Below are 25,042 nucleotides of genomic sequence, written 5' to 3'. Positions count from 1 at the left end.
GGCTTTACTTTTGTGTATATGTTTGTGTAGTTGGCAGGGGGTACAGCATTTTTGTTGATTTTACATTTTGCTTTAACCTCCGAAAAATAGCCCAATCTGTATCCAATGATCAGAAATATAAGTTCAGCCATTTTTCTGAGATCGGGGTGGCTGATTTATTTGAATGCTGTTAATCCATATCGAGCTAAAACAAAGTTTTAGTTCTATATTAATTTGATAAATTAAAATAAGAGTAGTTGCTTAAAAATTAGGCTTGAACAAAAGTTTGTTCCATGTATTTAATGATTCATATTCAATGAAAAATTGACTTAAAAACAACAAACAAAAGGATCATGGAATGAAAATGCTGCGTTTAACGGTTTTAGTCAGCAGTGCGCTATTTTTAGCAGCCTGCGGTAATGATAGTAATGACCAACAATTTAGTAATCCTGAAACAAACGCTGATCTCAATCAGATCAAAAATCCGGTGGTAACTACAACAGCCTATAGTCAAGACAATATGCCTGCTGTGAGTGCAGACAGCCGATTGATGACCTATAAAATGCTAGGAGTAGATGGCAAAGTTGTTCAAGCCACAGCCTTAGTCTTTACCCCAAAAACAGTTGCTCCGGCAGGTGGTTGGAAAATTGTGGCTTGGGCACATGGAACGACCGGTGTGGCTGATAAATGCGCTCCGAGCCGACAAGGTTTGCAAGGCACTGAATATTTATTGCAAATGTTATTGGCAAAGGGTTATGTCGTTGTGGCACCCGATTATGAAGGATTAGGGGAACCTAGTGGACGTGAAAACCATCCTTATCTGAATCTAAAAAGTGAAGCCTTTTCGATTACCGATGCCGTTGTCGCTGCTCGAAGTTACTTAACCAGTCAAGGTAAAACGGTGTCGAAGGATTGGCTTTCGATCGGACATTCTCAAGGTGGTCAAGCCGTATTAGGTGCAGCTGAATTCGCATCGCGTGCTGACTTAAATTATAAGGGAACGATTGCCATAGCACCTGCAAATAATCTTGCGCTCATTCTTGACGCAGGCGAGAAGTTAGCTGTAGGTAAACCTGCAACCGTGCAAAGTATGATTTATGCACCTTTAGACAGTTTTACTGCGCAGATCATTGCGGGTATGCAAGGGCATAAAAACAGTGTGGATTATTCAAAAGTATTTAGTGGACATCTGGCTGCGATTGCACCTCAGGCTGAAACAGTGTGTTCAGGCGAGTTAACCAAGTTAATTCAAGATGACATGCTCAGTTATGCGAGTCAGAACACGACTTTGGATAACTATGGTCGAACTCAGCCTGATTTCTTAACTTTAAAGCCAATCCAAAACTTTATGAGTGAAGGTTCACAGCCTTTAACGACAGCGGTGAAAACGCCGATCATCATTTATCAAGGTAAAGCCGATCAGACCATTCCAGCAGATGCGACTAAATTTATGATTAGCCTTGCTAAGCCGGGAACATCGATTGACTATCGTGAGCAAGCGACAGCAGATCATATTAGTATTTATACCGATAATCTGGCAAATTTTGTGCAAGATGTAGAGACTCTCATGCCAAATCAATAAGTTGATTTGACTTAAATAATGCTCGTGCAGATTCAACACGGGCATTATTTATTTAAAAACAGCACAAACTTCCCTCTCTCATTTCTAAAACTTCATGCTACAATACGCGCCAATCTTAGCACGGCTTAAAAGCCCTAATTTAATAGGACCTCGCTAATGTTTGCCAACACCTCTATTGCTCAATTTGACCCTGAATTAGCTCAAGCGATCTCGAATGAAGATGCTCGCCAAGAAGCGCACATTGAGTTAATCGCTTCAGAAAACTACTGTTCACCTGCAGTAATGGAAGCTCAAGGTTCAAAACTTACTAACAAATATGCAGAAGGCTACCCTGGTAAACGCTACTACGGCGGTTGCGAGTATGTAGACGTGATCGAACAATTGGCCATTGACCGTGCTAAAGAATTGTTTGGTGCTGATTATGCAAACGTTCAACCACACGCTGGTTCACAAGCAAACTCTGCAGTTTACCTTGCGCTACTTAACCCAGGCGATACAGTTTTAGGTATGAGCTTGGCTCACGGTGGTCACTTGACTCACGGTGCTAAAGTTAGTTTCTCTGGTAAAACTTATAACGCAATTCAATACGGTTTGAACCCAGAAACTGGCGAAATCGACTATGAAGAAGTTGAACGTTTAGCTGAAGAACACAAGCCAAAAATGATCGTGGCTGGTTTCTCTGCGTATAGCCAAGTTGTTGATTGGCAACGTTTCCGAGATATCGCGGACAAAGTTGGTGCTTACTTATTCGTAGATATGGCTCACGTAGCTGGTCTAGTTGCTGCTGGTGTTTACCCAAGCCCAGTACAAATTGCTGACGTAACTACAACGACTACACATAAAACACTTCGTGGTCCACGTTCTGGTTTAATTCTTGCGAAAGCAAATGAAGAAATCGAGAAAAAATTACAATCAGCTGTATTCCCTGGTAATCAAGGTGGTCCTTTAGTTCACGCTGTAGCGGCTAAAGCGATCTGCTTCAAAGAAGCAATGGCGCCTGAATATAAAGCTTACCAACAACAAGTTGTTAAGAATGCGCAAGCAATGGCTGAAGTTCTAATCGAACGTGGTTATGATGTTGTTTCTGGCGGTACTAAGAACCATTTGTTCTTATTATCTTTAATTAAACAAGACATTACTGGTAAAGATGCCGATGCTTGGTTAGGTGCTGCTCACATTACTGTGAACAAAAACTCAGTACCAAACGATCCACGTTCTCCATTCGTGACTTCTGGTATCCGTATCGGTACTCCTGCTGTAACAACACGTGGTTTTGGTGAAGCTGAAGTACGTGACCTTGCAGGCTGGATCGCTGACGTTCTAGACAGCAAAGGTGACGAAGCTGTGATTGCTACAGTGAAAGAAAAAGTTGCTGCTGTTTGCGCTAAATTCCCAGTTTACGCAAAATAAGTCTGACTTGAGAAAGCCCCCTCAAGGGGGCTTTTTTTTATGTCATCAGAAAAATTCAAAAGTTATCTAAACATTTATATTTCTGATATAACGGAATAAGAGATAACAAAAAATTTGCCCATCGCTATAGATCTGTTGGCAAGGTCGCAAAGGAACTTTATATGAAAAAACCCAATATTATTCTTTCAGAACAAGATTTACATCGCTTAGAAACCATGTTGGAGCATCAGTCTAAGCTGACGCCGACGATGGAGCATTTGGAAGATGAGATGGCGCGCGCTGAAGTGGTTGCTCCACAAGATGTCCCTGCCAATGTGGTGAGTATGAATGCCAAAGTTCTCATTAACATTGCACCTGCGACAGAAGCAACCGAAATTACACTGGTCTATCCACATGATTTTCGTGGCGATAAAGGTCAAGTCAATGTTTTGGCTCCAGTGGGCGCTGCCATTTTAGGTTTGGCTGAAGGGCAGGAAATAGAATGGCCGCAGCCTGATGGTCACACCATGAAAGTCAAAATCATTAAAGTGCTCTATCAACCTGAGCGTGAAGGGAATTATCTATAATTCCGCTGTGATATACAGATATAATCCGTACACAAAGCCATCGATACCGATGGCTTTTTTATTTTTTCTTTATTGCATTTTTAGATATGAAATGGGCAAAAGTTGTTAAGCAGATTTCATTACAACCATAGCAGTTTAACTTGGGAAAACTGTCAAATAATTGACAGAGTCATGGGCACGAAGTCGGCACACTTTATTTCAACAACACCATCGTTGCTTAATAATTTGAAGAATAAGGTAGAGCCCTATGACACAATTAGAATCGAATCATTACAATCCAGACTATCAATATCAGCATATTGAAGTAAAACCTGTAACCGGTCGTATTGGTGCCGAAATTTCTGGCATTCAGTTGTCTGGAAATTTAGACAAAAGCGTGGTCGATGAATTTAATCATGCACTATTAAAATATAAAGTTGTATTTGTGCGTGGGCAGCAAGATCTCACCGATTTAGAACAAGAAGCCTTTGCACGACTTTTAGGAAATCCGTTGAATCACCCAAGTGTGCCACTCAAAGATGGTACAGCACATACGTTGTCAATTGACTCACGTGGTGGGCGCGCAGATTCATGGCATACCGATATTACATTTTTACCCAATTATCCCAAAGCCACAATTTTAAGAAATGTAGTTGCACCTGAACATGGTGGCGATACAGTTTGGGCCAATACCGTGACGGCTTATGAAGATTTAAGTCCGGAGCTACAAAAGTTGGCGGAACAATTACGCGCGGTGCATAGCAACAGTTATGACTATGCAACACCGAAAGGTCAGTACAATGAAGAAGGTCGCCATTTATTCCGAACTGCGGTAGAAGTGGAAACCGAGCATCCTTTGGTGCGTGTACATCCTGAAACAGGTGAGAAAAGTTTGGTTTTGGGGCACTTCTTTAAACGCTTTAGTGGATACAGTCCGGCACAGTCACGACGCCTATTTGAACTCTTTCAAGAGCAAATCGTGCAATGGGAAAATATTGTGCGTTGGCGCTGGGCGGTTGGTGATGTTGCGATTTGGGATAATCGTGCGACGCAGCACCGTGCCATCAATGACTATGGGGACGTGCTTCGTATCGCATCACGTGTCACTATCGAGGGCGATGTGCCTGTCGATATAAATGGTCAGCCGAGTACTGTACTGAAAAATATTCAAAACACCGACATTTCAAACTTGCGTTCTGAAGCAGGCCGTATTTATGAGAAAGCATCTTAAGTATTAGAGCGTCATTTAAAACAGTATAAAAACAGATAAATAATGCGAAAAACAATGGTTTTACATTTTTCAGCACTTGCCTAAGATCAATGAGATCTTAGGCATTTTTTTATAGACGTGAGCGATCAAAAAAACACCGCCCAACAGCATTTGTTGCAAATTTTGCGTAATGAAGACATCTTTCAGGGCTTTAGCGATCAGACGTTAGAACAGCTTGTGCAACAGGTGAAATATTCACGTTTTCATGCGCAGCAGCATATCTTAAAACAACAACAAATCGAGCAGGATATTTATATTTTGCTTTCAGGTACACTACAAATTGGTTGGTTGCAAAATAATGGTGAATTGATTGTAAATGACTATATCCGTCGCCAGTCGGTATTTAATTTTGTCGCACTCTTACAACAAAAGCCTTTGAATTATGATTATTTTGCTGCGACACACGTCGAGGTGGCGATCATTTCTGGAACAACGTTTTTAGCGGTTTTACAGCGTGATCCGCAGGCACTTTGGAATGTCGTGCAATCTCTCAGTCGACGCATGTATTTGATGTTTGAGCATAATCGTTATTTGAGAACAGCAACGCTAGAGCAGCGTATCGCAAGACATTTGATTCGACTCTATGAACAATATGGCTGTCGGCAGGAAATTCCTTTGAGACTCAGTCAGCAGGAATTTGCAGAGTCTTTTAATATTTCACGGCAAACGTTGAATAAACATTTACAGCAATTTGTCCAAACACAAGTGATCGCGTGGAATTATGGACAAATCGCGATTTTGGATCTTGAGCGTTTAAGGCAAATGAGTGAACTTGATGAATAACTAGATTTAAAATTTGACGAGAAGCCATGATCGCAAATGGCTTCATTGGCCTTACTTAGATTAGTGCTTACTGATTTTATCCAAATAACCCATCATAAAAGCAGAAAAAACAAAGGTTAAATGCATGATGATGTACCACATGATTTTGTCATTGGGGATGTTTTTCGCATCCATAAAAATGCGTAATAAATGAATCGAAGAAATTGCCACGATTGATGCTGCAACTTTGAGTTTTAATGAATTGGCATCCATGGTGCCGAGCCAGTTCAAGCGATTGGTCGATTCATTAATTTTTAATTGCGAAACAAAGTTTTCATAGCCTGAAAACATCACCATTACAATCAGTCCGCCCACCATAGTCATATCTACCAAAGAGAGGATGACTAAAATCAGGTCAGCTTCTGAATATTCTAAAATATGCGGAAGGACATGAATGACTTCTTGGAAAAATTTAATCGCGAGCAGTAATAGTGCAAAGGATAAACCAAAGTACACGGGAGCCAGAATCCAACGTGCTGCATACATTGTGTTATGGAAAAAACGTTCCATTTAAGCCTCTAAATTTATTGATCTAATATTTGGTTCTAAAGTATATGGATTAAATTTTACGATAATTTTGATAATAATTCATGTAGAGTCAGTTGTTTAATTTAAATCTAGATTGAATCTTTGGGTATCTTAAGCTTGAATTCATCTATGTAGGTCATCGTATCCATTGAAATGATGCTGTATAGCTGCTTAGGCGGTTCTATAGGCAACGGTTGAATTTGATGGCGAAATTTGACTGATGAAATAGATGTATTTTTTGCAAAATACTACAAGACTTTTATGGCAGAACTTGTAGTATAAAAATGATTTTATTGAGTTTAATTGGCTATGTCACAAATTGATGTATTGGTGCCGTTAAAGGATATTACGGTAGATCGGGCGGAAGTGCTTTCGATTAAGCGGAATGACCTTGTGCCATTACTGACCGATCAATATCGTCTAAATCATTATGCAGATCAATTAATTCAAGCACAGTCGGTGCTGCTAGACGGTGTTGACCCTCAGTTGACGAAACAACTTAGTCAAACCATTGAGCAGTTGATTCAAGCCTTAGCCAATTCAAAAAAATATTTAAAAACACGCAAATTTAATGCCCTGCAAAAATGGTTAGGCATTGATTTGGAGTATGGCTCAGGACAAGTTGAATATTATAAAAATCTGGATCTATTGCTTGATCGGGCAAATCATCTGAGCCAAAAACTACAATTAGAAATTCAAAAGTCCCAAGCACGTTTTAATCAACTACAAGGCTTACGTGAGCAAATGGCGCGATACATCGTCGCGGCTGAAGAGTTTTTGCTGGAGTACCCACAGTTTGTGAAAAATCAGCATCCACTTGATAACTTTGCAGAACGTTTATCGAAAAAGGTGAATACGTTGCAAACCTTACAAGCCAGTAATGATATTGCAATTACACAAATGCAGCTTTCTCAGCAGCTTTCTTTTGGTTTATTAGATCGATATAAGGAAGCTCAGCAGGTGTTGATTCCAGCATGGCAATATCATGTGAAACAAAGTCGTCAAAGTAACTCGACAAGTTCATTGGAAAAGCTTGATAATAGCCGTGAAAATTTGATTAAAACTTTAAAAAAATCATTAGAGAATTCCTCTAAGTCTTAGAAATATAAGGTGAGTTATGACCGATTTAGATGCCAAAAATTTACCCGTTGAAGCAAGCAAAGAATTGACTGAAGAAAAGTTTCAGCAACTCAATTTGCAGGAAATTGGCTTACAAACTTCGGATTTTCACGAAGTCGAAGCTGCACGTAAGGAATTGGCAGATTTAAGTCATAATAGTGTTGCTGAATATGGTAAAAACATTGCCACCAAGACGTCGACCTATACCGATGAATTATTAAATTTGGTGCAAAATAAAGATCTAGATGCGACAGGTCAAAAGCTCAATCAGGTGGTACAAGTCGCACAGCAGCTAAACACTACGAGCATTTTAAATAAATCTAAAAGCTCAGGATTTTTTGGTGGGTTACTGAGTAAATTTAAAGGTGCCAAGCAAAGTTTTGATCAGCACTTTAATACCACCAAAGAGCAAATTGATGCTTTGGTCAAAGAAATTGAAACTTCGCAAAATGGCTTAAAAGCGCGTGTAAATACCTTAGATAAAATGTTTGAAGGCGTACAAGACGAATATAAACAATTAGGGGTGTATATCGCCGCAGGTAAGTTGAAAGAGCAAGAAATTCAACAGGAAATTGTAAGCTTAACCACTCAAGTTCAAGATCAAACCACTACGCAAAAAATCTATGACCTCAATCATTTGGCAAATAATCTTGAAAAACGTGTGAGTGATTTACAGATCTTGCAACAGTCTGCGATGCAGACCTTGCCGATGATTCGCATTATTCAATCCAACAATTTGATGTTGGTTGATAAATTTTATGCTATTAAAAATATCACCTTACCGGCTTGGAAAAACCAAATTAGCTTGGCGATTTCATTGCAAGAACAAAAGAACAGCGTGCAATTGGCAAATAGCATTGATGATGCGACCAATGACCTGTTAAAACGCAATGCAGATTTATTGCATCAAAACTCTGTCGATACAGCAAAAGCCAATCAGCGTTCAGTGATTGATATCGAAACACTTGAACATGTGCAAAATACCCTCATTAAAACCGTTAATGATGTGATTCAAATTCAGAAAGAAGGTGTACAAAAGCGTGAAGAAGCGACGACACGTATTCGTGCCTTACAAAACAATTTGAATCATTTAGTAATTGAATCGAGTGGTTCAAACCCTTCTTCATAAACGGTGAGGGAGGTGAAAATATAATCTGAAGGAGTATGTCTTTGCCTCCCATTGATGAATATGCGCTAAATCCGCAGCAACTGGAAACAGGGCTTCAAACCATTAAGAAGCGTCAACGCAATTTGACGTTATTGACCTTTACCAGTGTTTCTGTGCTGATCGTTTCAGCTGTGATGTTGTTTATTCAGCATGATATGGTTTATAGCTTTTTTGGCCTAAGTTCTAGCGTACAGCAACTGCATATTCCCGTTAGTGCAGGTGATTTGACATATCAACTCGGTGAGTCCTCCGACTATTTTTTAAACTTTTTATCCTTTATTGGTTGGTTATTTCTCAAACTCATCGTTTCATTTATTGGCGCATTTTTCTTGGTTGGATTTCTAAGGAAATTTCAATTTTTTAGAATTCGCTTCCAATCATTTGTATTGAAATTTGTCGGCTGGATTTTATCGTTTATTATGCTTTGGTCAGGCTTAACTTATGTGCAATATGACCTTAATCATGATGACCGTGCAGCAGATCAAAAATTGGTACATTATGAAAAAAATATTCAGGAAAGCCAGCTGGCTTTCGAAATGGAAGATGCACAATTGGCAAAACCCGTGCAAGCCTATTTACTTGCACAAGCTGCTTTGATGCATAAGCCTGTAGATCGTGCGACAGCAATTCCTTTGGTGCAATCCTTAATCAATACCGAGCAACAAAATCCAGCAAAATTCCGTGAATACGGTTTTCAGCCTGAACAGCTCTGGGCGATGCAAAATCAGCTATTTGATAAAACCATGACACCGATGGCGCAAAGCGTGGAAAAACAAGTTCAGCAAGCCAATGTAGTAGAAGTTGTTGTGCGTTGGGTGTTGATCACCGTGATAGTACTCACGCTGGTTTTGAGCTTAATTTTGTATCTACTATCTCAGCAGTTCAAATCACGGATTAATCGAATTGAGCAGGGACTTCATTAACAGGCCTATTTTCTTTTTAGATCATTGCATTGCTCAGAATAAAAATCCCCATCACATTGTATGGGGATTTTTGATCTTGGGTAGATTAACTTGCTCGATGAAAAAGTTGTCGGAGTTCCTGTGTAGAAAAAGTCTGATCATTCACTTCGCCATCCACAAGGTAAAAAGGAATGGGGTGCTGTCCCTTTGATTTTACATACTGTGTAATTTCGTGCTGACGGTCCGCAATATCTTTATGTTGAATTGATCGCAGTACTTTTGAGCCATCTAAACCAATGCCTTCAATGATGCTTTTTAAAACCTGAATATCAGCAATATCTTGACCGTGTGCAAATAATGCATGGAATAAGGCTTGAGTCAGGGCATATTGATCCAAAATATTGTCCAAGGCCAATATAGCTTGATGAGCCAGTTGACTGTTTGGCATACGTTTCATGTGCTCAATATTGACAATCACATCTTCGCTATAAGCGGCAAACTTTGTCATTTCGAGTTTTCGATTTGCTGCACTCGCGCCATACTTATCGGTTAAATACTGCAGCACATCTAAGCCTTGTTCAGGAATTTCTGGAACGCGTTGAATCGGCAATAGCTCTACACGGGTTGCTGTATGTTCATTCCAGTTTTGTTTTAACTTTTGAAATGCGACATAACTCATGGGATAAACAATATCAAAGACAAATTCAATTTTCATTATTCTGCTCACTGTTGATTTTATACTTGTAGATCGATGGCTGATTGATACAAGGGATTGATTGTGGCTTTATTGATGGAACTCAAAAGCAGTCAAATCATCTGATATTTCCTTTGATTTAAAGCCGACTTGCTGAAATGAAACTTAAAGCTTTATAAAGATTTTGTAATTGATCAGGTCGTGCGTATGTCTTGCATAGACTTGGTGTAATTTCAATAAAAAAGAAAAAAATGAGGAATTTATCACGATATATGTGTACGAAATAAATCATTTTAATGTTAATATACGTCCATATATTTATGATTTAGAAAGAAATTTAACTATTTGATTTGTAAAACCGATTAATTTTATAAAAACAAACCGTTTCACCTATTTAATGGTTTGTTCTATCATTCTCTCATCAAATAAATTTACTCCTCTGGAGACGTTAGCAATGTTAGATCAAAATACTTCTGCTCAATTAAAAACCTTACTTGAACGCCTTGAAGGCCCGATTGAAATCGTCGCGACTTTAAACGGCACGGAAAAATCAGACAAAATTAAAGAATTGGTGACCGAAGTTGCCGCTTTATCTGATTTAGTGACTGCACGTTTTGACGGTAACAACAGCCGTGCGCCAAGCTTTGGTATTGCAAAAGCAGGTGAAACTCCACGCGTATTCTTCGCAGGTCTACCGATGGGCCATGAGTTCACGTCCTTGATTCTAGCTTTGCTACAAACTTCAGGTTATGCACCGAAAGTTTCTGACGAAGTACTGAACACCATCAAAGGTCTAGGTCTTAAAACTGACTTTGATGTGTTTGTATCTTTAAGCTGCCATAACTGTCCTGACGTGGTTCAAGCACTTAACTTGATCGCAATTTACAACCCAGGTACAACTGCAACCATGATTGATGGTGCATTCTTCCAAGACGAAGTGGAAGAACGCAAAATCATGGCTGTACCAATGGTATTCCAAGACGGTAATCACATCGGTCAAGGTCGTATGACCTTGGAAGAAATCATTGCCAAATTAGACACCAACTCTGCTGCAAAAGATGCTGAAAAGTTAAATGCCAAAGAAGCCTTTGATGTTCTTGTGATTGGTGGTGGTCCTGCTGGTAATACTTCTGCAATCTATGCAGCACGTAAAGGTATTAAAACTGGTATCGTAGCTGAACGCATGGGCGGTCAGGTCATGGATACGATGGACATCGAAAACTTCACGTCGATTCAAAAGACTCAAGGTCCTAAGTTTGCCGCTGAAATGGAAGCACATGTACGTGAATACGGTGTGGACATCATGAACTTGCAACGTGTATCTGACATCAAAGGTGCTGACCAAACAGCTAATGGCTTGGTTGAAGTGACTTTAGAGAATGGTGCAAAACTTGAATCTAAAACAGTGATTCTTTCAACAGGTGCACGTTGGAGAGAAATGAACGTTCCGGGCGAACAAGAATACCGTACTCGTGGTGTTGCATACTGCCCACACTGTGACGGTCCATTGTTTAAAGGTAAACGTGTTGCGGTGATCGGTGGCGGTAACTCAGGTGTAGAAGCAGCGATCGACCTTGCAGGTATTGTAGAACATGTAACACTTGTTGAGTTTGATACCAAGCTTCGTGCTGACCAAGTGCTTCAAGACAAGTTAAACAGCTTGCCGAATACGACTGTGATCATGAATGCATTGTCTACAGAAGTGGTTGGTGATGGTTCACAAGTGACTGCACTAAACTATAAAGACCGTGCAACTGATGAAATCAAAACGATTGAATTGGCAGGTATCTTCGTACAAATCGGTTTGTTACCAAACACTGATTTCTTAAAAGAAACAGCAGTTGAACTTTCAAACCGTGGTGAGATCGTAATTAACGAGCGCAACGAAACCAATGTGAAAGGTGTATTTGCTGCAGGTGACTGTACAACAGTACCGTACAAACAAATCATCATTGCGACAGGTGAAGGCGCGAAAGCATCATTGTCTGCTTTTGATTACATCATCCGTTCTGGTCAATAAAAGAAAGGCCAGTGTGTTTCGAGAAACACGCTGGCCGCGCTGAATGTTGTCATTTGAATATTATTTTTCTTAATATTCTCGTTTTACAGGAACTTTGGATGCTAACACCGGAGTTCCTTTTTTTGTCTGCAAAATTAGGATTCAAAAATGTCCCCACACATTTTGAACCCTATTCGTTGCCCAGCTATTTTTGTTTTACAACCTTATTTTTATACTTTCCCCAAGGTTGTTTCTCTATAAAATATAAAGTGGAGTAAGCAATTAATATACCAATCACATCACGAATTTAAGATTTAAATAAATTCAAGCCTTTAAACTTCTCCATTAACTGCTCATCTGTCTCTACATGTTCAGGATGAGGCACAATGCACTCAATCGGACAAACTGAAACACAAGTTTGGTGCGCATAGAAACCGACACATTCAGTACAACGTGCGACATCGATTTCATAAATCTTTGAGCCTTCATAAATGGCATCATTGGGACATTCAGGTAGACACATGTCACAATTGATGCATTTATCTGTAATCAACAAAGCCATAAATCGAACTCAAGCCTGATACGCTAAAGATGAAGCCGAAATATCTACGGTCGAATTGGGTAAATTACGAATCAGTAAGGCATAACGCATATCGACATCGGCAGGCACAGGAATATCCACGATATGACCTGAACCTTTGGCGTCGTTAATTAGATTACCTTTTTTATCTTTCATTTCCGTTAAAACGAAGGTGATGTTGCCTGAAGTGGTCATCAGTTCTAAAGAATCACCCACAACAAAACGGTTTTTCACTTCAATTTTAAGAGAATCACCATCGCGTTCTAAAACTTCACCTACAAACTGTTGATGATCGAAACGTGATGAGCCAGTTTCATAGTTCTGATATTCACTATGAACATGGCGGCGTAGAAAACCTTCGGTATAACCACGGTTCGCAAGACCTTCAAGCTGAGACATGAGAGCAGGGTCAAACGGTTTACCAGAAAGGGCATCATCGATGGCTTTACGATAAATTTGAGCGGTACGCGCACAGTAGAAGTAAGACTTGGTACGGCCTTCAATTTTTAAAGAATGAATGCCCATTTTGGTTAAACGGTCAACATGCTGTACAGCACGCAAGTCTTTCGAGTTCATGAAATAAGTGCCATGCTCATCTTCTTCGGCAGCAAACATGTCTTCTTCATTGCGTTGTAATAAAACCGGCTCGCCGAATTGGTGTTGTTCTAGGGCGTGTTGCTCATCGGCATTTTTATTATTGCAGCATGATGATTCTTCAATTTGTGTGACTGGAATAACATCACCAGTTTCATCTTCAACTGCATCGTGAATTTTATAATCCCAACGGCATGCATTGGTACATGCACCTTGGTTTGCATCACGTTTATTCATGTAGCCAGAAAGTAAGCAACGACCGGAGTAAGCCATACATAATGCACCATGTACGAAAACTTCAATTTCCATATCAGGTACATTGTGTTTAATTTCTTCAATTTCTTCGATTGATAATTCACGTGACAAAATGACACGTGTCAGTCCCATATTTTTCCAAAATTTAACCGTTGCCCAGTTCACCGCATTGGCTTGTACAGACAAATGAATGGACACTTCTGGAAAATGTTCACGCACCATCATGATCAAACCGGGGTCAGACATGATTAGCGCATCAGGATTCATGGCAACCACAGGTTCAAGGTCACGGATGAAATTTTTCAGTTTTGAGTTATGCGGTTGGATGTTTACCACCACATAAAACTTTTTACCTAAAGCATGGGCTTCTTCAATGCCAATTTTTAAATTGTCATGGTCGAAAGCATTATTGCGCACACGTAAGCTATATCGCGGCTGACCTGCATACACGGCATCTGCGCCATAAGCAAAAGCGTAGCGCATATTTTTTAATGAGCCAGCAGGTGAGAGGAGTTCGGTTACGTGTTGAATCGTCATGTCAATAAAGGCATAAAAAATTTATGGCTTTATTGTAGTGATCTAAAAAAAGGATTCAACCAAGTATTTTAGTTGGGTTTTCAAGATATTCCGTTTTCCAAATGTTTTAAAATTTGGCAATCATTGATTTGGCTGGTTTCATTACAACTGGCACGGAGCGTACTTAACTGTATTTTAAAATTTTCTAATTCTTTAATTTTTTCAGAAACTTGACGAATGTGATTATCAATTAATTCATTCACGGCATGACAGCTTTGTGTAGGTGATTGCTCAAGTTCAAGCAGGGTTTGAATCTCGGTGAGAGAAATATCGAGGTTTCGACAGCGCTTAATAAAAACCAAACGTTTGTACATTTCTTCATCATAATAGCGATAATTGTTGTCTGCGCGGAAGCTAGGTTTCAGCAGTTTTTTCTTTTCATAAAAGCGAATACTGTCAACGCTTACCCCAGATTTGGTGGACAATTCTTTAATCAAATAATGTTTTTGTACGTTCATGCTTGACCTTGGAGTGAGTCCATAGTTTTGAATAAGAATAATACAAATCCATTGATTTTTAAATTGGAGCACATTTATGGCATGTACATGTAGTCATGAGCCAGCACCAAGCAAACCCAACAGTAAATTTCGTATCGCGCTTTGGATCGCCTTAATCATTAACGCCATGATGTTTTTGGTGGAACTGATTGGCGGGGCTTATGCACATTCTTCTGCGCTTTGGGCGGACTCGTTAGATTTCTTTGGTGATGCTGTTAATTATGGAGTTTCATTAGCCGTGCTAGGCGCCAGTTTATATTGGCGTGCAACAGTTGCCTTGGTTAAAGGTTTTGTCATGGCAGCGTTTGGGATCGTGGTCATTGCCAAAGTGCTCTATGCCTATGCAAATGGGATCGCACCTGAACCGATCACCATGGGGGTGATTGGTATCTTGGCTTTAGCCGCTAATGTCATCTGTGCATACGTCTTATATGCCTTCCGTGAAGGTGACTCCAATATGCAATCCGTTTGGCTATGTAGCCGTAATGATGCGATTGGTAATGTCGCAGTGATCTTGGCTGCAGTCGGGGTGTTTGGTACAGGCAGTCTATGGCCAGATTTGATCGTGGCCGCAATCATGGCGATCTTAGGTTTAACGGGTGGTTATCAGGTGATTCGAAAAGCACTGCAAGAGCGTAAGCAAAAAGATATTCTGAGTACCCCTTGCTCTTAAAATACTTACTCTTAAATCCACCGTTAATGGCATTCATTTTATCCATGTTTTTAACGCAGATGAATAGTCGTTAAATCGCTAGTTGAAATTAAAATAGCAGTCAGTTTTATACGAAATTTTCCTGACTGCTATATCGATAAATCTTCTGAAATCAGACGGTATTTAATGGGATGCTGAGGTTTTATCTGCAGACTCCAATTAAGTTATGCTTTACAATAGCGCGCGAAAATCATGTTTAAAAATTAGGTTTTCTACCTTAAAAGCTTTATGTTTAGGCCCCATTGGTGCATCAGGTAAATTAAATGTCGAAAAAGCAAGACATCATTAACGTTGCGCTCCAACTCTTCAATTCTTATAGCTATAACTCGATTGGTATAGATCGAATTATTGGGGAATCGGGCGTTGCTAAAATGACGTTTTATAAATATTTCCCCTCTAAAGCCAAATTAATTGAAGAATGTCTCGTGATTCGAAATCTTAATTTACAGGAATCACTTGAAGCTGCTATTGCAGAATGTGATCCAGAAGACCATCTTTCGCATATTAAAACCATTTTTGCTTGGTACGATGCTTGGTTTCATACCGCAGATTTTAATGGTTGTATGTTTCAAAAAGCAGTAGAAGAAATATCTAAAGTTTATCCGTCTTCATTGCAACCTGCGATCGACTATAAAGAGTGGCTTAAATCAAAACTAAGTACTGCCTTGCAACATCTGGGCATTCAGCAAACTGAACAACTTGCTGCATTTCTGAGTAGTATTTTGGATGGCATGACCATTCAAGCCCAAATTGACCCCAACCAAGTGCATTTAGCAGATTATTGGAAGCGAGTTGAAACCTTAATTCGTTTGGAATTGGCCGCTTAAAATTTGCTTGTAGGCATCTGGGTTTTAAATCTAGAGACGACTTATTTGTATTGATTAACAATCAATTTTTTCACATGACTTAAGATTCTAAGAAAATAAAAAGCGCGATTATTTGGGGTAATCGCGCTTTGCTGACAATTGTGCGTTCAAATCATTCACTTTGTTAGCTTAAGTCAATGATTTGATTTTCGAACGTTTTATACGTTTTCTCTCATTTATATTTTTACCCTCTGAATGCTAAATTCATTCGGTTTTTGTAGCAAAATAGACAGACTTGTCTGTTTTTTTGAATTATAGGGGATCTTAGGTGAATTACAAGACAGGAAAGAAAGGGTTGTGTGTTTTTTAATCTAGCTTAAGTTTAAATTAATCTACTATTTTTAAAGATAATATTAAAAAATTAATCATTAAGCTCGGTGCTAATTAGACGATAAACTATTTTTACACTTGTGTGAATGACGTTGCTTGTTGGATGCAAGTGCATGGTCTAAGACCATTTTTTGAATATTTTATATGCAATAAGTATTTAGTGCGTGGGTTCTCAGCTTTTTATTTTTAAGTGAATTTTTGAATCGTGGATTTTACATAACGAAACATCTTCTATGGTTTTAAGCATTAAGTTTATTGATGAATTTGACTAAATTAGCGGCAAAATTATTTCCATGATTACAATTTAGAATTTTTATTATGTTAGGCAAAATATTTGCTGTATTAGAACAATTGGGTCTATCCGCTCAAAAACGTGCCATTCATGTGCAATTTTCCAACCCTGCGTTGAATGATGAGCTTTTTATTCAACGTATTGATGGGGAGCATGTCTTAAACCAAGGCCTGCAAGCGACTTTGATTTGCCTATCTACGAATGCACTTATTCCACTAAAACAATTTATTGGCGCACAGGTCGCCGTTGATCAAGTGACAGATCAGGGCGAACTCTTCCGTACTACGGGTATTATTACCGAAGCCACCCAAGGCCAGAGTGACGGTTCACTCACCCTATATAAACTCACTCTAGAAGACGCAACGTCGCTATGGCATAAACGCCGCAACAGTCGTGTGTTTATGAACAAATCGGTGCGCGAAGTCAGTGAGACTCTCTTTAAAGAATGGCAAAGCAAAAGTCCGCTCTTTGCTGCCAGTCTAACGCTAGATCTAAGCGGTTTAAGCCAAAACTATGATGTACGACCTTTCATCATGCAGTCGAATGAAAGCGATTATGACTTTTTAACGCGACTTTGGCGCAGTGAAGGCATTAACTGGCTCATCGATGAAGCACAGTTGAAAGTGCCGCATTCCTCAGCCCAAATTGAAAAACAAAAACTCCGCCTGATTGATGACAATAGCCAATATCAAGCACTCAGCCGTCGTAGTATCCGCTTTCATCGCTCTAGCGCCACAGAAAAACAAGACAGCATCACCAGCTTGATCGGTGAACGTAGCATTCAACCGACTGCGGTCCATGTACAGCGCTGGCAAGCCGATGGACTGAGCCAAGAAGAAGGCGCAGGCTCAGTTCAAAGCAAACATCTGCATAGCCAAAGCCAAGACAATGCCAGTTTAAGTTTGGAACAAGCATGGCATATCAGCCCTGCATGGATGCAAGATTTAAAAGGTGAAGATCAAGCTACGGCTTCATCTAACAGCCAGATTGAAAAACTGAATCAAAATCTAACGCGCTATCACGAGCTACAATCGAAAAAATTCAGTGCACAATCGACTGTGCGTGATACCCAAGTGGGTTATTGGTTTGAATTGAATGAACACCCAGAAATCGATCAACACAGTGGTGCAGACAAACAATTTTTAATCACAGAAAAGAAATTCTATAACCAAAATAACTTACCTAAAGACCTCTCTGAACAAGTCAATCAACTGATTGAACAAAGTCAGTGGAATATTAAACCCATCCATGAACAGGCCGAGCGTCAGGCCAATCAGCTCACATTACAACGCCGCAATATTGCGACGGTTCCTGAATATAACCCACTCGAACACCGTCCAAGCACCCATCCGCAACGGGCTAAAGTTGTCGGGCCAAGTGGTGAAGAAATACATGTCGATGAATGGGGACGAATCAAAGTTCGTTTCTTATTTACCCGTGGAGATGACCACAGCCATGATGGCGGTGCAGGCAGTAATGACAATGATACGGATTCTGCATGGGTAGATGTGCTTACCCCATGGGCCGGTGAAGGCTATGGTGCACGTTTCTTACCACGTATTAATGAAATCGTGGTCATCGATTTCTTTGACGGCAATATCGACCGACCATTTGTGGTGGGGCGCATACATGAAGCACAGCGCAGTCCGACCCAATTTGATAGTAAAGGTAAACTGCCAGACACCAAAAAACTGGCTGGGATTAAAAGTAAGGAAGTCCAAGGTGAGGGCTTTGGACAACTGTGCTTTGATGACACCACAGGACAAATTTCGACACAATTACAAAGTACCCATGGTGCTACCCAGCTCAACCTTGGTAACCTCAGTCACCCCAAAGAAACCGCAGAAAGTGAGGGAAGAGGCGAAGGCTTTGAACTGAGAACCGACCAATGGGGTGCTATTCGAGCTGGTAAAGGATTATTGATTAGTTCTGCGAGTCAAGAAAACGCCAAAGATATACAATTAAATATAAAAGAGTTGTTAACGCAATTAAATGAATCTATAGAAAAACTCAAAAGTTTAGAAAAAAATGCTCGAGTAAGTAAGGCTTTCCAAGATGAAAACTATCAAATTAGTAATGATTTGATTGCTCAAGTAGAAAATAGTCTAGAAAAGTTTGAGCATCCTAATATTCTGCTTAGTACTCCTCAGGATTTTGTTTCTGTAAGTCAAAAAAACCAAACTCATGTTGCTAAAGAAAATATAAAAATTATATCGGGTCAACAGTTAGATATAAATTCAAATGGTGAGTTTACTGCTCATGCTGCGAAGGGATTAAGCTTTTATACTCAAGAAAAAGGTATAAATATTGTAGCGGCTCAAGGTGAAATTAAAGTTCATGCGCAAAATGATCAAATTGATCTAGCATCTCTCAAGGATTTTAAGATCATGAGTACTGAGAATTCCATTACGATTGCAGCCAAAAAAGAAATTATGCTGACTTGTGGTGGGGGGTACATAAAAATAAAGACTGACGGTTCTATTGATATTAATAGTCCTGGGCTTGTTGAGGTTAGGTCTGCTCAAGCACAATTTGTCAAAGGTACACGTCATAATTTCCAGCTTCCTAATATTTCTACGAAAATATGTATTCCCTGTTTAATTGATGCCGCTCGAAAAGGTTTACCGTTTGTGTATAGGGAAATATAGGATGGACATATTACAGTTATCAAAGAAAATTAGTGGTGAAGAATCTAAATGTAATTTCTTCCTGTTGATTGATGCAGCTAAAAATTATACTTATATGCGCCATTGGCTTACTTTAAACTATGATAGAAATATCAAATATATAGGTAATTTATTCGATGGAACTGTTGATGATTCTACACCATTAGAATTTTCCCCTTTATTGTTGAATTTAAATAAACTAAATAATCAAAAATTTATTAATGAACTTGTTATAGAAGAAAATTTAGGAATGTTTTCGATATTGAAAACAAATCTATCGAACCAAGAATTGATCAAACATTTTCAGCCATTCTTACAAGCAGAATTACCATCCGGCGAATTAGCATTGTTCAGATTTTATGATCCTTCAGTTATCAAATCATTAAATCGACTATTAGATAAAAAAAATTTAGATATTCTGTTAGAACCTATTGATGGTTGGTGGTATCAAGAAGTATCTGGTGATTTCAAGTTATTGGAGAGGATTTAGAATGGTTATCGAATTTACTAAAGAACAGCTTGAGGAATTTTCTGCAGATCGTGAAGAAAGTCTAGCCTTGTGGAACTGGAATCGGCTAAAAAACACTTATAGCGAACTGGCGATAAAGTATTTTAATAATAATGAAGATAGTGGACTAAAATTCCTGATTACTGCCCAAACAAAAATTCGAAAATATCTGGTAGGAATGGAAAATCATGCTGACTATGACAAATGGAGAGCGGCTTACGGAGAATTATGTTTTATTTTGAATAAAAATAATTTAGATGATGATCCATGGAATCGCAGTTTATTAATAAATAGATTATTTCCACCATTTCTTGCAATTGATATCTTAGCTGGAGTTTTACAAAGCTCTTTAAATTCTTCAGATAGTCAAAAATTCTATGAAGCATTGGAGAAAAAATCGTGGCAATAGCGGCTGATGCAGTAGATATTTTTGGTGGTTGGGGGACAACTGCTGAAAAAGCTGCTGAAAGAGCAGGAACTGCAGCTAAAGTAGGAGCAAGAGCAAATCCTATAGGCGTAATATTAACTGGAATATTCACTCCATCCCCATTAGGAGATGGAACAATTACAGGCATGCTCAATCAAAGAATTGATCTGGCTGAAGAGGATATCGATAATAGTCGTTCGGGTATAACTCAAGAGCAAAAAGATCAAGCATTGGCAGCAAGTAAAGCGAAATCTAAGGAACTTGAGAGATCTTGTAATAGTTCTAATAAGGAGTGTAAGAACGAACAGCATAGTGGTCGTATACAGGCGCAGAATGCAAATAGAATGATTGTGACTGCAACTGAAGCAGGTAGCGTTTGGACAAATCACCCTTTTCCACCGCCTCTAGTACTATGTAAGCAATATGCACTTTCCATGCGTATTGCCATGCTAAAATTAGAAGGTCATAGCAAACCAGATACTAAAATAAAAAGTCCAGTTGATTATCACAAAGGTGCAACTCAAGCCTATAAAGCAATGATCGCTTGGATGGAAGCGAAGACACCATATGGAGTTTCTGTAGGTAAACATTCTTTTAGTTTTGCAGGTCGTCATTTTACTGGTGTTATTCCACCAGATTTTGATGCTAGAAGAATGGATATAGATATTTTGAAGGGCGAAATATTAAAAGGTTAAATAATGACGAATATAGAAAAGATAGTTAATTTTTTTAAGGATCACCCAAAATTTCCATTTTTACAGTGGGATAGAGAATATGACGATTATTGTAGTATGTATCTTTGTTTAAAGAATATTTTAGAAGCATACATACCAAAAGAGCAGATTACAGCTTGGTCTGCTGCAAATGAATACTCTGATTTCAGAAGAAATCCAGATGGAGAGGTATATTATCCTTTGACAATTATTAATGATGCCATCGAAATAGTAATTCACTTAGGAATTTTAAAAGAAAATAAAGATGGTTTAGTCGATGTGAATTCATCAATTCAAATTAGTAGAGATGACAGATGGGGGGATCGTTGGGAAAATAATGCACCTGAAGATGAATGGTATAATGAAGTGGCGATTATGCTTGATCTGAACAATGCTGAGTCATTAAGAAAGACAGATTTTATCTTAAAAACAATTGTTCAAAAAAAACAAACTTATCATGATTTATTAAAGTTGAAAGATGGAACTCTATAAAAAATTAAATTAATTTTTAGTTTTGAAATATATCTTTAAATTATCGATAAGTTTCTTTTTAATAATTAGGCTATCTAGATTCAAGAGTTTGATGTGTGCTGAAATAACAGGACACTTCCACTTGGGAGATTCTAGGCAGCCAACTCGTAAAAGTCCTCTGCCATTTGATTTGGTGTCTTAAAACTCAGTCCTTTCTGGATTCTCTTCTGATTATAAAATAGCTCTATGTATTTTGTAATATCTGCTTTGGCTTCTCCCCTTGTTTTGTAGTTGCGATGGTGAACCAACTCGTTTTTGAGTATTCCTCAAAAGCTCTCAATCGGGGCATTATCGTAACAGTCTCCTTTTTTGCTCATTGAACCTTGAAATCCATATTTTTCAAGCATGTTTCGATATTCATGACTGCAATATTGGCTTCCTCTGTCTGAGTGCACAATTAGCCCATGTGATGGTTTGTGATTGCGAATTGCCATACTCAGCGCATTGCAAACTAGTTGCGCTGTCATTCGCTCACTTAAGCTTATAACCAACGACCTGTCTAGTATAAAGGTCTTTTAAGCAGCTAAGTACAACCAACCTTCAGCTGTCCATATGTACGTAATATCACTTGACCATGCAAGATTAGGTTTGGTCATTAAAAACTCTTGTTTGAGTAAATTGTCATAGATCGCTCGATTATGATCACTGTTCGTCGTTCTTTTAAAACGCCTATGGCGCTTACAATACAGCTGATTTAGCCTTTTTATACAACGGACTGCATACTCGCTAATTGGGATGCCTTGTGACTGTAAATACCTCGTTAAACGAATATGACCATAACTTTCTTTAGTTTCTTGATGAGCTATTTTGACTAAGATCGTCTGCTGATTTCTTTGAACAACTCTTTTGCTCATGCCTCGTTTTAACCAGTCATAAAAACTTGAAATTGAAACTTTGAGCAGTCTAGCCATCATCGTTGTTGGATAGGTGTTTTTGTTCTCTTTCATGTAATCGTACCTTACTGATGGTCCTTGGCAAAGTACGCTGCTGCTTTTTTTAGAAATACTCTTTCCATTTCCGCAGTTTTGAGTTGCTGTTTGAGTTTCTTATTTTCTTCGAGTAAAGCAACGAGATCAGGCGAATATTGTTGTGTGCCTACTAATGTTCCAGCTTTTGCTTTGTTGTACCAATTTGAAAGGGTCTGCATTGAAATACCAAGCTGTTGAGCAGTTTCAGAGACATTTCCTTTATTTGGTTCAATAGCTTTAATTGCTTCAGCTTTGAATTCCACTGTATAAATCTTTTGTTTTTTGCTCATGGTAAACTCCTAATGAGTATGTGTAGTTTACCAAGTTAAAGTCTCCGTTTTTATCAGCACTCATCAAAAGAACATTCTACTCATAAAGCTACAAGGGTTTGGACTGATAAAGACATTAGTATCGTTGTTAATAATAAATAATTGGAAATTTATTTATGTTGGAATTTAAGTTTAATCGTAGACAACAATTTTTAGATGAAAGTTACTATAAGTCTACGAGGAGTGAACTTGTCAGTGCTATAGAAAGTTTTCTAAGCGAATCAAATAATGATGAAGATATCGAAGCAGGATGGGTCGACTCTTATTTGATAGCATCTAGATATCAGTTTGATTTGTTTATTTTGGATTATACTGCTGGTAAACCAATTGAATATTTACGTTTAGAATTCGATAAAGTAATTGAATTATTCAAGGTACTTTCTATAAAACAAAGAACCTATTATAAAGATAATAATTTTAGTGTTTTTGATATTGAAATTTTAGATGACTATTGTGTATATGTATGGATTATCAGCCTTTGTTATTTATTAAAAAGAACTGACTTACTACCATTGGTAGCTAACCTTGTTGATGGGGATGATCAAGAAAATGGAGGAAAAGATTGGATTGTAGAGGAGTTTTTGGCTTTTAATGACGATAACCGTTTTGATTGTTCAGATGTTCTTTTTCCAAATCCTTATTTTGAGTTATCAAATGCATTTTTGACCCAAGATAATAAAGTTTCAGTCAAGCATTTAAACAAATTTTTAAAAAAATGGTATAAAGATTTATCTGGAGCTCCATGGCATGATAGCCATAAATCAGAGGGTGGATATTATGGATATTGGGCTTTTGAAGCAGTTTGCGCTGTTATACTCTTAGAAATAGAAAATGATAAAGAATTTCATGAATACCTCTATTATCCAAAAGACTTAATAGAGTTCTACCGGACATTTAAACCTAGTAGTGCTGAAATTGACCTCATAACTAAATATCAAAAAATATCAATTCATGCAGGTGAAAAATGTCCTCAACCAGGTTATTGGTTTACTGTAGCAAGGGGAAACACTCGTCAATACTTTAAACAAGGTGATATTTTTCCTAATTTTGAAAGTGATTGGGGGGATGTATATTGGCAGTTTGACGGTGAAGAATAAGTGAAAATATGCCCTTCGGGGCAGTTTTTGGGCATAAAATGGATTTAGTTAATATAAAAAGACAACAATTTCTTACACCTCAAATGTATGAAACATTAAAGGCGGAAACTCTGAACACTATTGAAACTTTTAAAGTAAATCCTACAGGTGTTGGTGATTCACTAGAAGAAAGATGGGTATACTCTTATGCTATCGTAGCAGAGAACTATTTAAATCTACTTTTATTGGAATATACAGCTGGCAATAGTTTACCTTTTATTAGAAGCCAACTTGAAATAGTTATTGACTATTATGAGCAATATGGAAGTAAATTAAGAAGTTATCATAAAAATATAAACTTACCAGTTTTTGAATTATTTACTATTGATGGCTATTGTCCATGTATTTGGTTAATCAGTTTGTGTTATTTACTCCACCGAAAGGATTTACTACCTAGAGTTGCGAAATTAATTGACGGAGAAATGAGAGAAAATGTTGCTCAAGATTGGCTAATTGAAGAGTATTTATCTTTTTCAGATGAAAATAGATATGATTGTTCAACAGTATTAGTACCAAAACCTTACTTATTATTATGTGAAGCCTTTTCAAATCAAGATAATGAAATTTCTTTAGCTTTTGTCCGTAAGTTTTTAAAGAATTGGTACAAAGATTTATCAGGTGCGCCTTGGCATGATACTCATAAATCAGAAGGTGGCTATTATGGATGCTGGGCTTTTGAAGCAGCGTGCGCTGTTATTCTGTTAGAGATAGAGAATGATACTGTCTTACATGAATACTTATATTACCCTAAAGATTTGGTTGAATTTTATCACAAATTCAAGCTCAAAACTTCAGTAATAAATTTTCTTGAAAATCATAATAAATTTTCAATTAAAGCTGGGGAAAAATGTCCTCAACAGGGTTATTGGTTTACAGTTGCTAAAGTGAACTCACGTCAATACTTTAACTTGGGAGATGTTTTTCCTAATTTTGAAAGTGATTGGGGCGATGTGTATTGGCAGTTTGATGGTGAAGAGTAATTTATGCCTTCGGGGCTTGATAATCTTCGATCTCTAAAAAATAGAAGTATAAATTAACGAATAT

At 38.2% G+C, this 25,042-nt stretch carries 23 protein-coding genes and 1 pseudogene; 18 read left to right on the top strand and 6 right to left on the bottom strand.

What is annotated here, in order from left to right; all coding sequences use genetic code 11:
* The first annotated feature begins 337 nt into the window (after positions 1-337).
* The 5 genes from G0029_RS10905 to G0029_RS10885 all read left to right on the top strand — a co-directional run bounded on the left by G0029_RS10905 (position 338) and on the right by G0029_RS10885 (position 5,569).
* The gene (locus tag G0029_RS10905) at positions 338-1,561 is read left to right on the top strand and encodes an alpha/beta hydrolase (protein ID WP_180109807.1); all 1,224 of its coding nucleotides are present in this window, start codon (positions 338-340) and stop codon (positions 1,559-1,561) included.
* A 156-nt stretch (positions 1,562-1,717) separates the two neighbouring features.
* Positions 1,718-2,971 (top strand): serine hydroxymethyltransferase, encoded by a 1,254-nt coding sequence (gene glyA, locus G0029_RS10900; protein WP_180035998.1) that lies wholly within the window; start codon positions 1,718-1,720, stop codon positions 2,969-2,971.
* Between the two features lie 161 nt (positions 2,972-3,132).
* Positions 3,133-3,537 (top strand): nucleoside diphosphate kinase regulator, encoded by a 405-nt coding sequence (gene rnk, locus G0029_RS10895; protein ID WP_078192900.1) that lies wholly within the window; start codon positions 3,133-3,135, stop codon positions 3,535-3,537.
* A gap of 247 nt (positions 3,538-3,784) precedes the next feature.
* Positions 3,785-4,747 (top strand): TauD/TfdA dioxygenase family protein, encoded by a 963-nt coding sequence (locus G0029_RS10890; RefSeq protein ID WP_180109808.1) that lies wholly within the window; start codon positions 3,785-3,787, stop codon positions 4,745-4,747.
* 117 nt (positions 4,748-4,864) lie between these two features.
* Positions 4,865-5,569, top strand: coding sequence for a Crp/Fnr family transcriptional regulator (locus G0029_RS10885; protein WP_180107945.1), 705 nt, complete (start codon positions 4,865-4,867; stop codon positions 5,567-5,569).
* Positions 5,570-5,629: 60 nt separating this feature from the next.
* Here the strand turns inward: G0029_RS10885 and G0029_RS10880 are convergent, their stop codons facing one another.
* A complete protein-coding gene (locus tag G0029_RS10880) occupies positions 5,630-6,118 on the bottom strand; it encodes a TIGR00645 family protein (RefSeq protein WP_078189122.1) in 489 nt (162 codons plus the stop codon).
* A 327-nt stretch (positions 6,119-6,445) separates the two neighbouring features.
* On the opposite strand from G0029_RS10880, the gene G0029_RS10875 reads away from it, so the two are divergent.
* From G0029_RS10875 to G0029_RS10865, 3 genes are read left to right on the top strand one after another with little or no spacing between them, the layout of a single operon-like run.
* Positions 6,446-7,237: a tellurium resistance protein gene (locus G0029_RS10875; RefSeq protein WP_180107946.1), complete on the top strand. Its 792-nt coding sequence runs from the start codon at positions 6,446-6,448 to the stop codon at positions 7,235-7,237.
* A 16-nt stretch (positions 7,238-7,253) separates the two neighbouring features.
* Positions 7,254-8,384: a toxic anion resistance protein gene (locus tag G0029_RS10870; protein WP_180107947.1), complete on the top strand. Its 1,131-nt coding sequence runs from the start codon at positions 7,254-7,256 to the stop codon at positions 8,382-8,384.
* 41 nt (positions 8,385-8,425) lie between these two features.
* Positions 8,426-9,346, top strand: a complete 921-nt coding sequence (locus G0029_RS10865) for a hypothetical protein (protein WP_180107983.1) — start codon at positions 8,426-8,428, stop codon at positions 9,344-9,346.
* Positions 9,347-9,431: 85 nt separating this feature from the next.
* Here the strand turns inward: G0029_RS10865 and G0029_RS10860 are convergent, their stop codons facing one another.
* Positions 9,432-10,040 carry a DsbA family protein gene (locus tag G0029_RS10860; protein WP_180094811.1) on the bottom strand — a complete coding sequence of 203 codons (609 nt, stop codon included), beginning with the start codon at positions 10,038-10,040 and terminating at the stop codon, positions 9,432-9,434.
* A 433-nt stretch (positions 10,041-10,473) separates the two neighbouring features.
* Between G0029_RS10860 and ahpF the strand changes: the two genes are divergently transcribed.
* Positions 10,474-12,039, top strand: a complete 1,566-nt coding sequence (gene ahpF, locus G0029_RS10855; RefSeq protein ID WP_180107948.1) for an alkyl hydroperoxide reductase subunit F — start codon at positions 10,474-10,476, stop codon at positions 12,037-12,039.
* Positions 12,040-12,325: 286 nt separating this feature from the next.
* Here the strand turns inward: ahpF and G0029_RS10850 are convergent, their stop codons facing one another.
* The 3 genes from G0029_RS10850 to G0029_RS10840 all read right to left on the bottom strand — a co-directional run bounded on the left by G0029_RS10850 (position 12,326) and on the right by G0029_RS10840 (position 14,481).
* On the bottom strand, positions 12,326-12,580 hold the full coding sequence (locus G0029_RS10850; protein WP_180009475.1) for a YfhL family 4Fe-4S dicluster ferredoxin: 255 nt from the start codon (positions 12,578-12,580) through the stop codon (positions 12,326-12,328).
* A gap of 9 nt (positions 12,581-12,589) precedes the next feature.
* Positions 12,590-13,984, bottom strand: a complete 1,395-nt coding sequence (gene yegQ, locus G0029_RS10845; RefSeq protein WP_180107949.1) for a tRNA 5-hydroxyuridine modification protein YegQ — start codon at positions 13,982-13,984, stop codon at positions 12,590-12,592.
* An 80-nt stretch (positions 13,985-14,064) separates the two neighbouring features.
* Positions 14,065-14,481 carry a Cd(II)/Pb(II)-responsive transcriptional regulator gene (locus G0029_RS10840; protein ID WP_078194531.1) on the bottom strand — a complete coding sequence of 139 codons (417 nt, stop codon included), beginning with the start codon at positions 14,479-14,481 and terminating at the stop codon, positions 14,065-14,067.
* A gap of 76 nt (positions 14,482-14,557) precedes the next feature.
* Between G0029_RS10840 and G0029_RS10835 the strand changes: the two genes are divergently transcribed.
* The 7 genes from G0029_RS10835 (at position 14,558) to G0029_RS10805 (ending at position 21,526) form a co-directional block, all read left to right on the top strand.
* On the top strand, positions 14,558-15,193 hold the full coding sequence (locus G0029_RS10835; RefSeq protein ID WP_180077517.1) for a cation transporter: 636 nt from the start codon (positions 14,558-14,560) through the stop codon (positions 15,191-15,193).
* Between the two features lie 302 nt (positions 15,194-15,495).
* Positions 15,496-16,059, top strand: coding sequence for a TetR/AcrR family transcriptional regulator (locus tag G0029_RS10830; RefSeq protein ID WP_180109809.1), 564 nt, complete (start codon positions 15,496-15,498; stop codon positions 16,057-16,059).
* A 687-nt stretch (positions 16,060-16,746) separates the two neighbouring features.
* Positions 16,747-19,368 carry a type VI secretion system Vgr family protein gene (locus G0029_RS10825; protein WP_180109810.1) on the top strand — a complete coding sequence of 874 codons (2,622 nt, stop codon included), beginning with the start codon at positions 16,747-16,749 and terminating at the stop codon, positions 19,366-19,368.
* Position 19,369: 1 nt separating this feature from the next.
* The gene (locus tag G0029_RS10820) at positions 19,370-19,876 is read left to right on the top strand and encodes a DUF4123 domain-containing protein (protein ID WP_180107953.1); all 507 of its coding nucleotides are present in this window, start codon (positions 19,370-19,372) and stop codon (positions 19,874-19,876) included.
* Between the two features lies 1 nt (position 19,877).
* Positions 19,878-20,303 (top strand): hypothetical protein, encoded by a 426-nt coding sequence (locus tag G0029_RS10815; protein ID WP_111885352.1) that lies wholly within the window; start codon positions 19,878-19,880, stop codon positions 20,301-20,303.
* Positions 20,294-21,016, top strand: a complete 723-nt coding sequence (locus tag G0029_RS10810; protein WP_180107954.1) for a hypothetical protein — start codon at positions 20,294-20,296, stop codon at positions 21,014-21,016. Before G0029_RS10815 ends, G0029_RS10810 begins: the two co-directional genes overlap by 10 nt.
* A gap of 3 nt (positions 21,017-21,019) precedes the next feature.
* On the top strand, positions 21,020-21,526 hold the full coding sequence (locus G0029_RS10805; protein WP_111885350.1) for a hypothetical protein: 507 nt from the start codon (positions 21,020-21,022) through the stop codon (positions 21,524-21,526).
* A gap of 131 nt (positions 21,527-21,657) precedes the next feature.
* Here G0029_RS10805 and G0029_RS10800 read toward each other — a convergent pair.
* Positions 21,658-22,823 (bottom strand): annotated as a pseudogene (locus G0029_RS10800) (IS3 family transposase).
* A 155-nt stretch (positions 22,824-22,978) separates the two neighbouring features.
* Between G0029_RS10800 and G0029_RS10795 the strand changes: the two are divergent.
* Both G0029_RS10795 and G0029_RS10790 read left to right on the top strand, forming a co-directional pair.
* Positions 22,979-23,959: a PoNe immunity protein domain-containing protein gene (locus G0029_RS10795; protein ID WP_180107955.1), complete on the top strand. Its 981-nt coding sequence runs from the start codon at positions 22,979-22,981 to the stop codon at positions 23,957-23,959.
* 38 nt (positions 23,960-23,997) lie between these two features.
* Positions 23,998-24,978 (top strand): PoNe immunity protein domain-containing protein, encoded by a 981-nt coding sequence (locus G0029_RS10790; RefSeq protein WP_180109811.1) that lies wholly within the window; start codon positions 23,998-24,000, stop codon positions 24,976-24,978.
* Positions 24,979-25,042 lie beyond the last annotated feature (64 nt).

This window comes from Acinetobacter sp. YH12138, assembly GCF_015218525.1.
Classification (GTDB): Bacteria; Pseudomonadota; Gammaproteobacteria; order Pseudomonadales; family Moraxellaceae; genus Acinetobacter; species Acinetobacter amyesii.
This window is presented reverse-complemented; position numbering and strand designations above follow the sequence as displayed.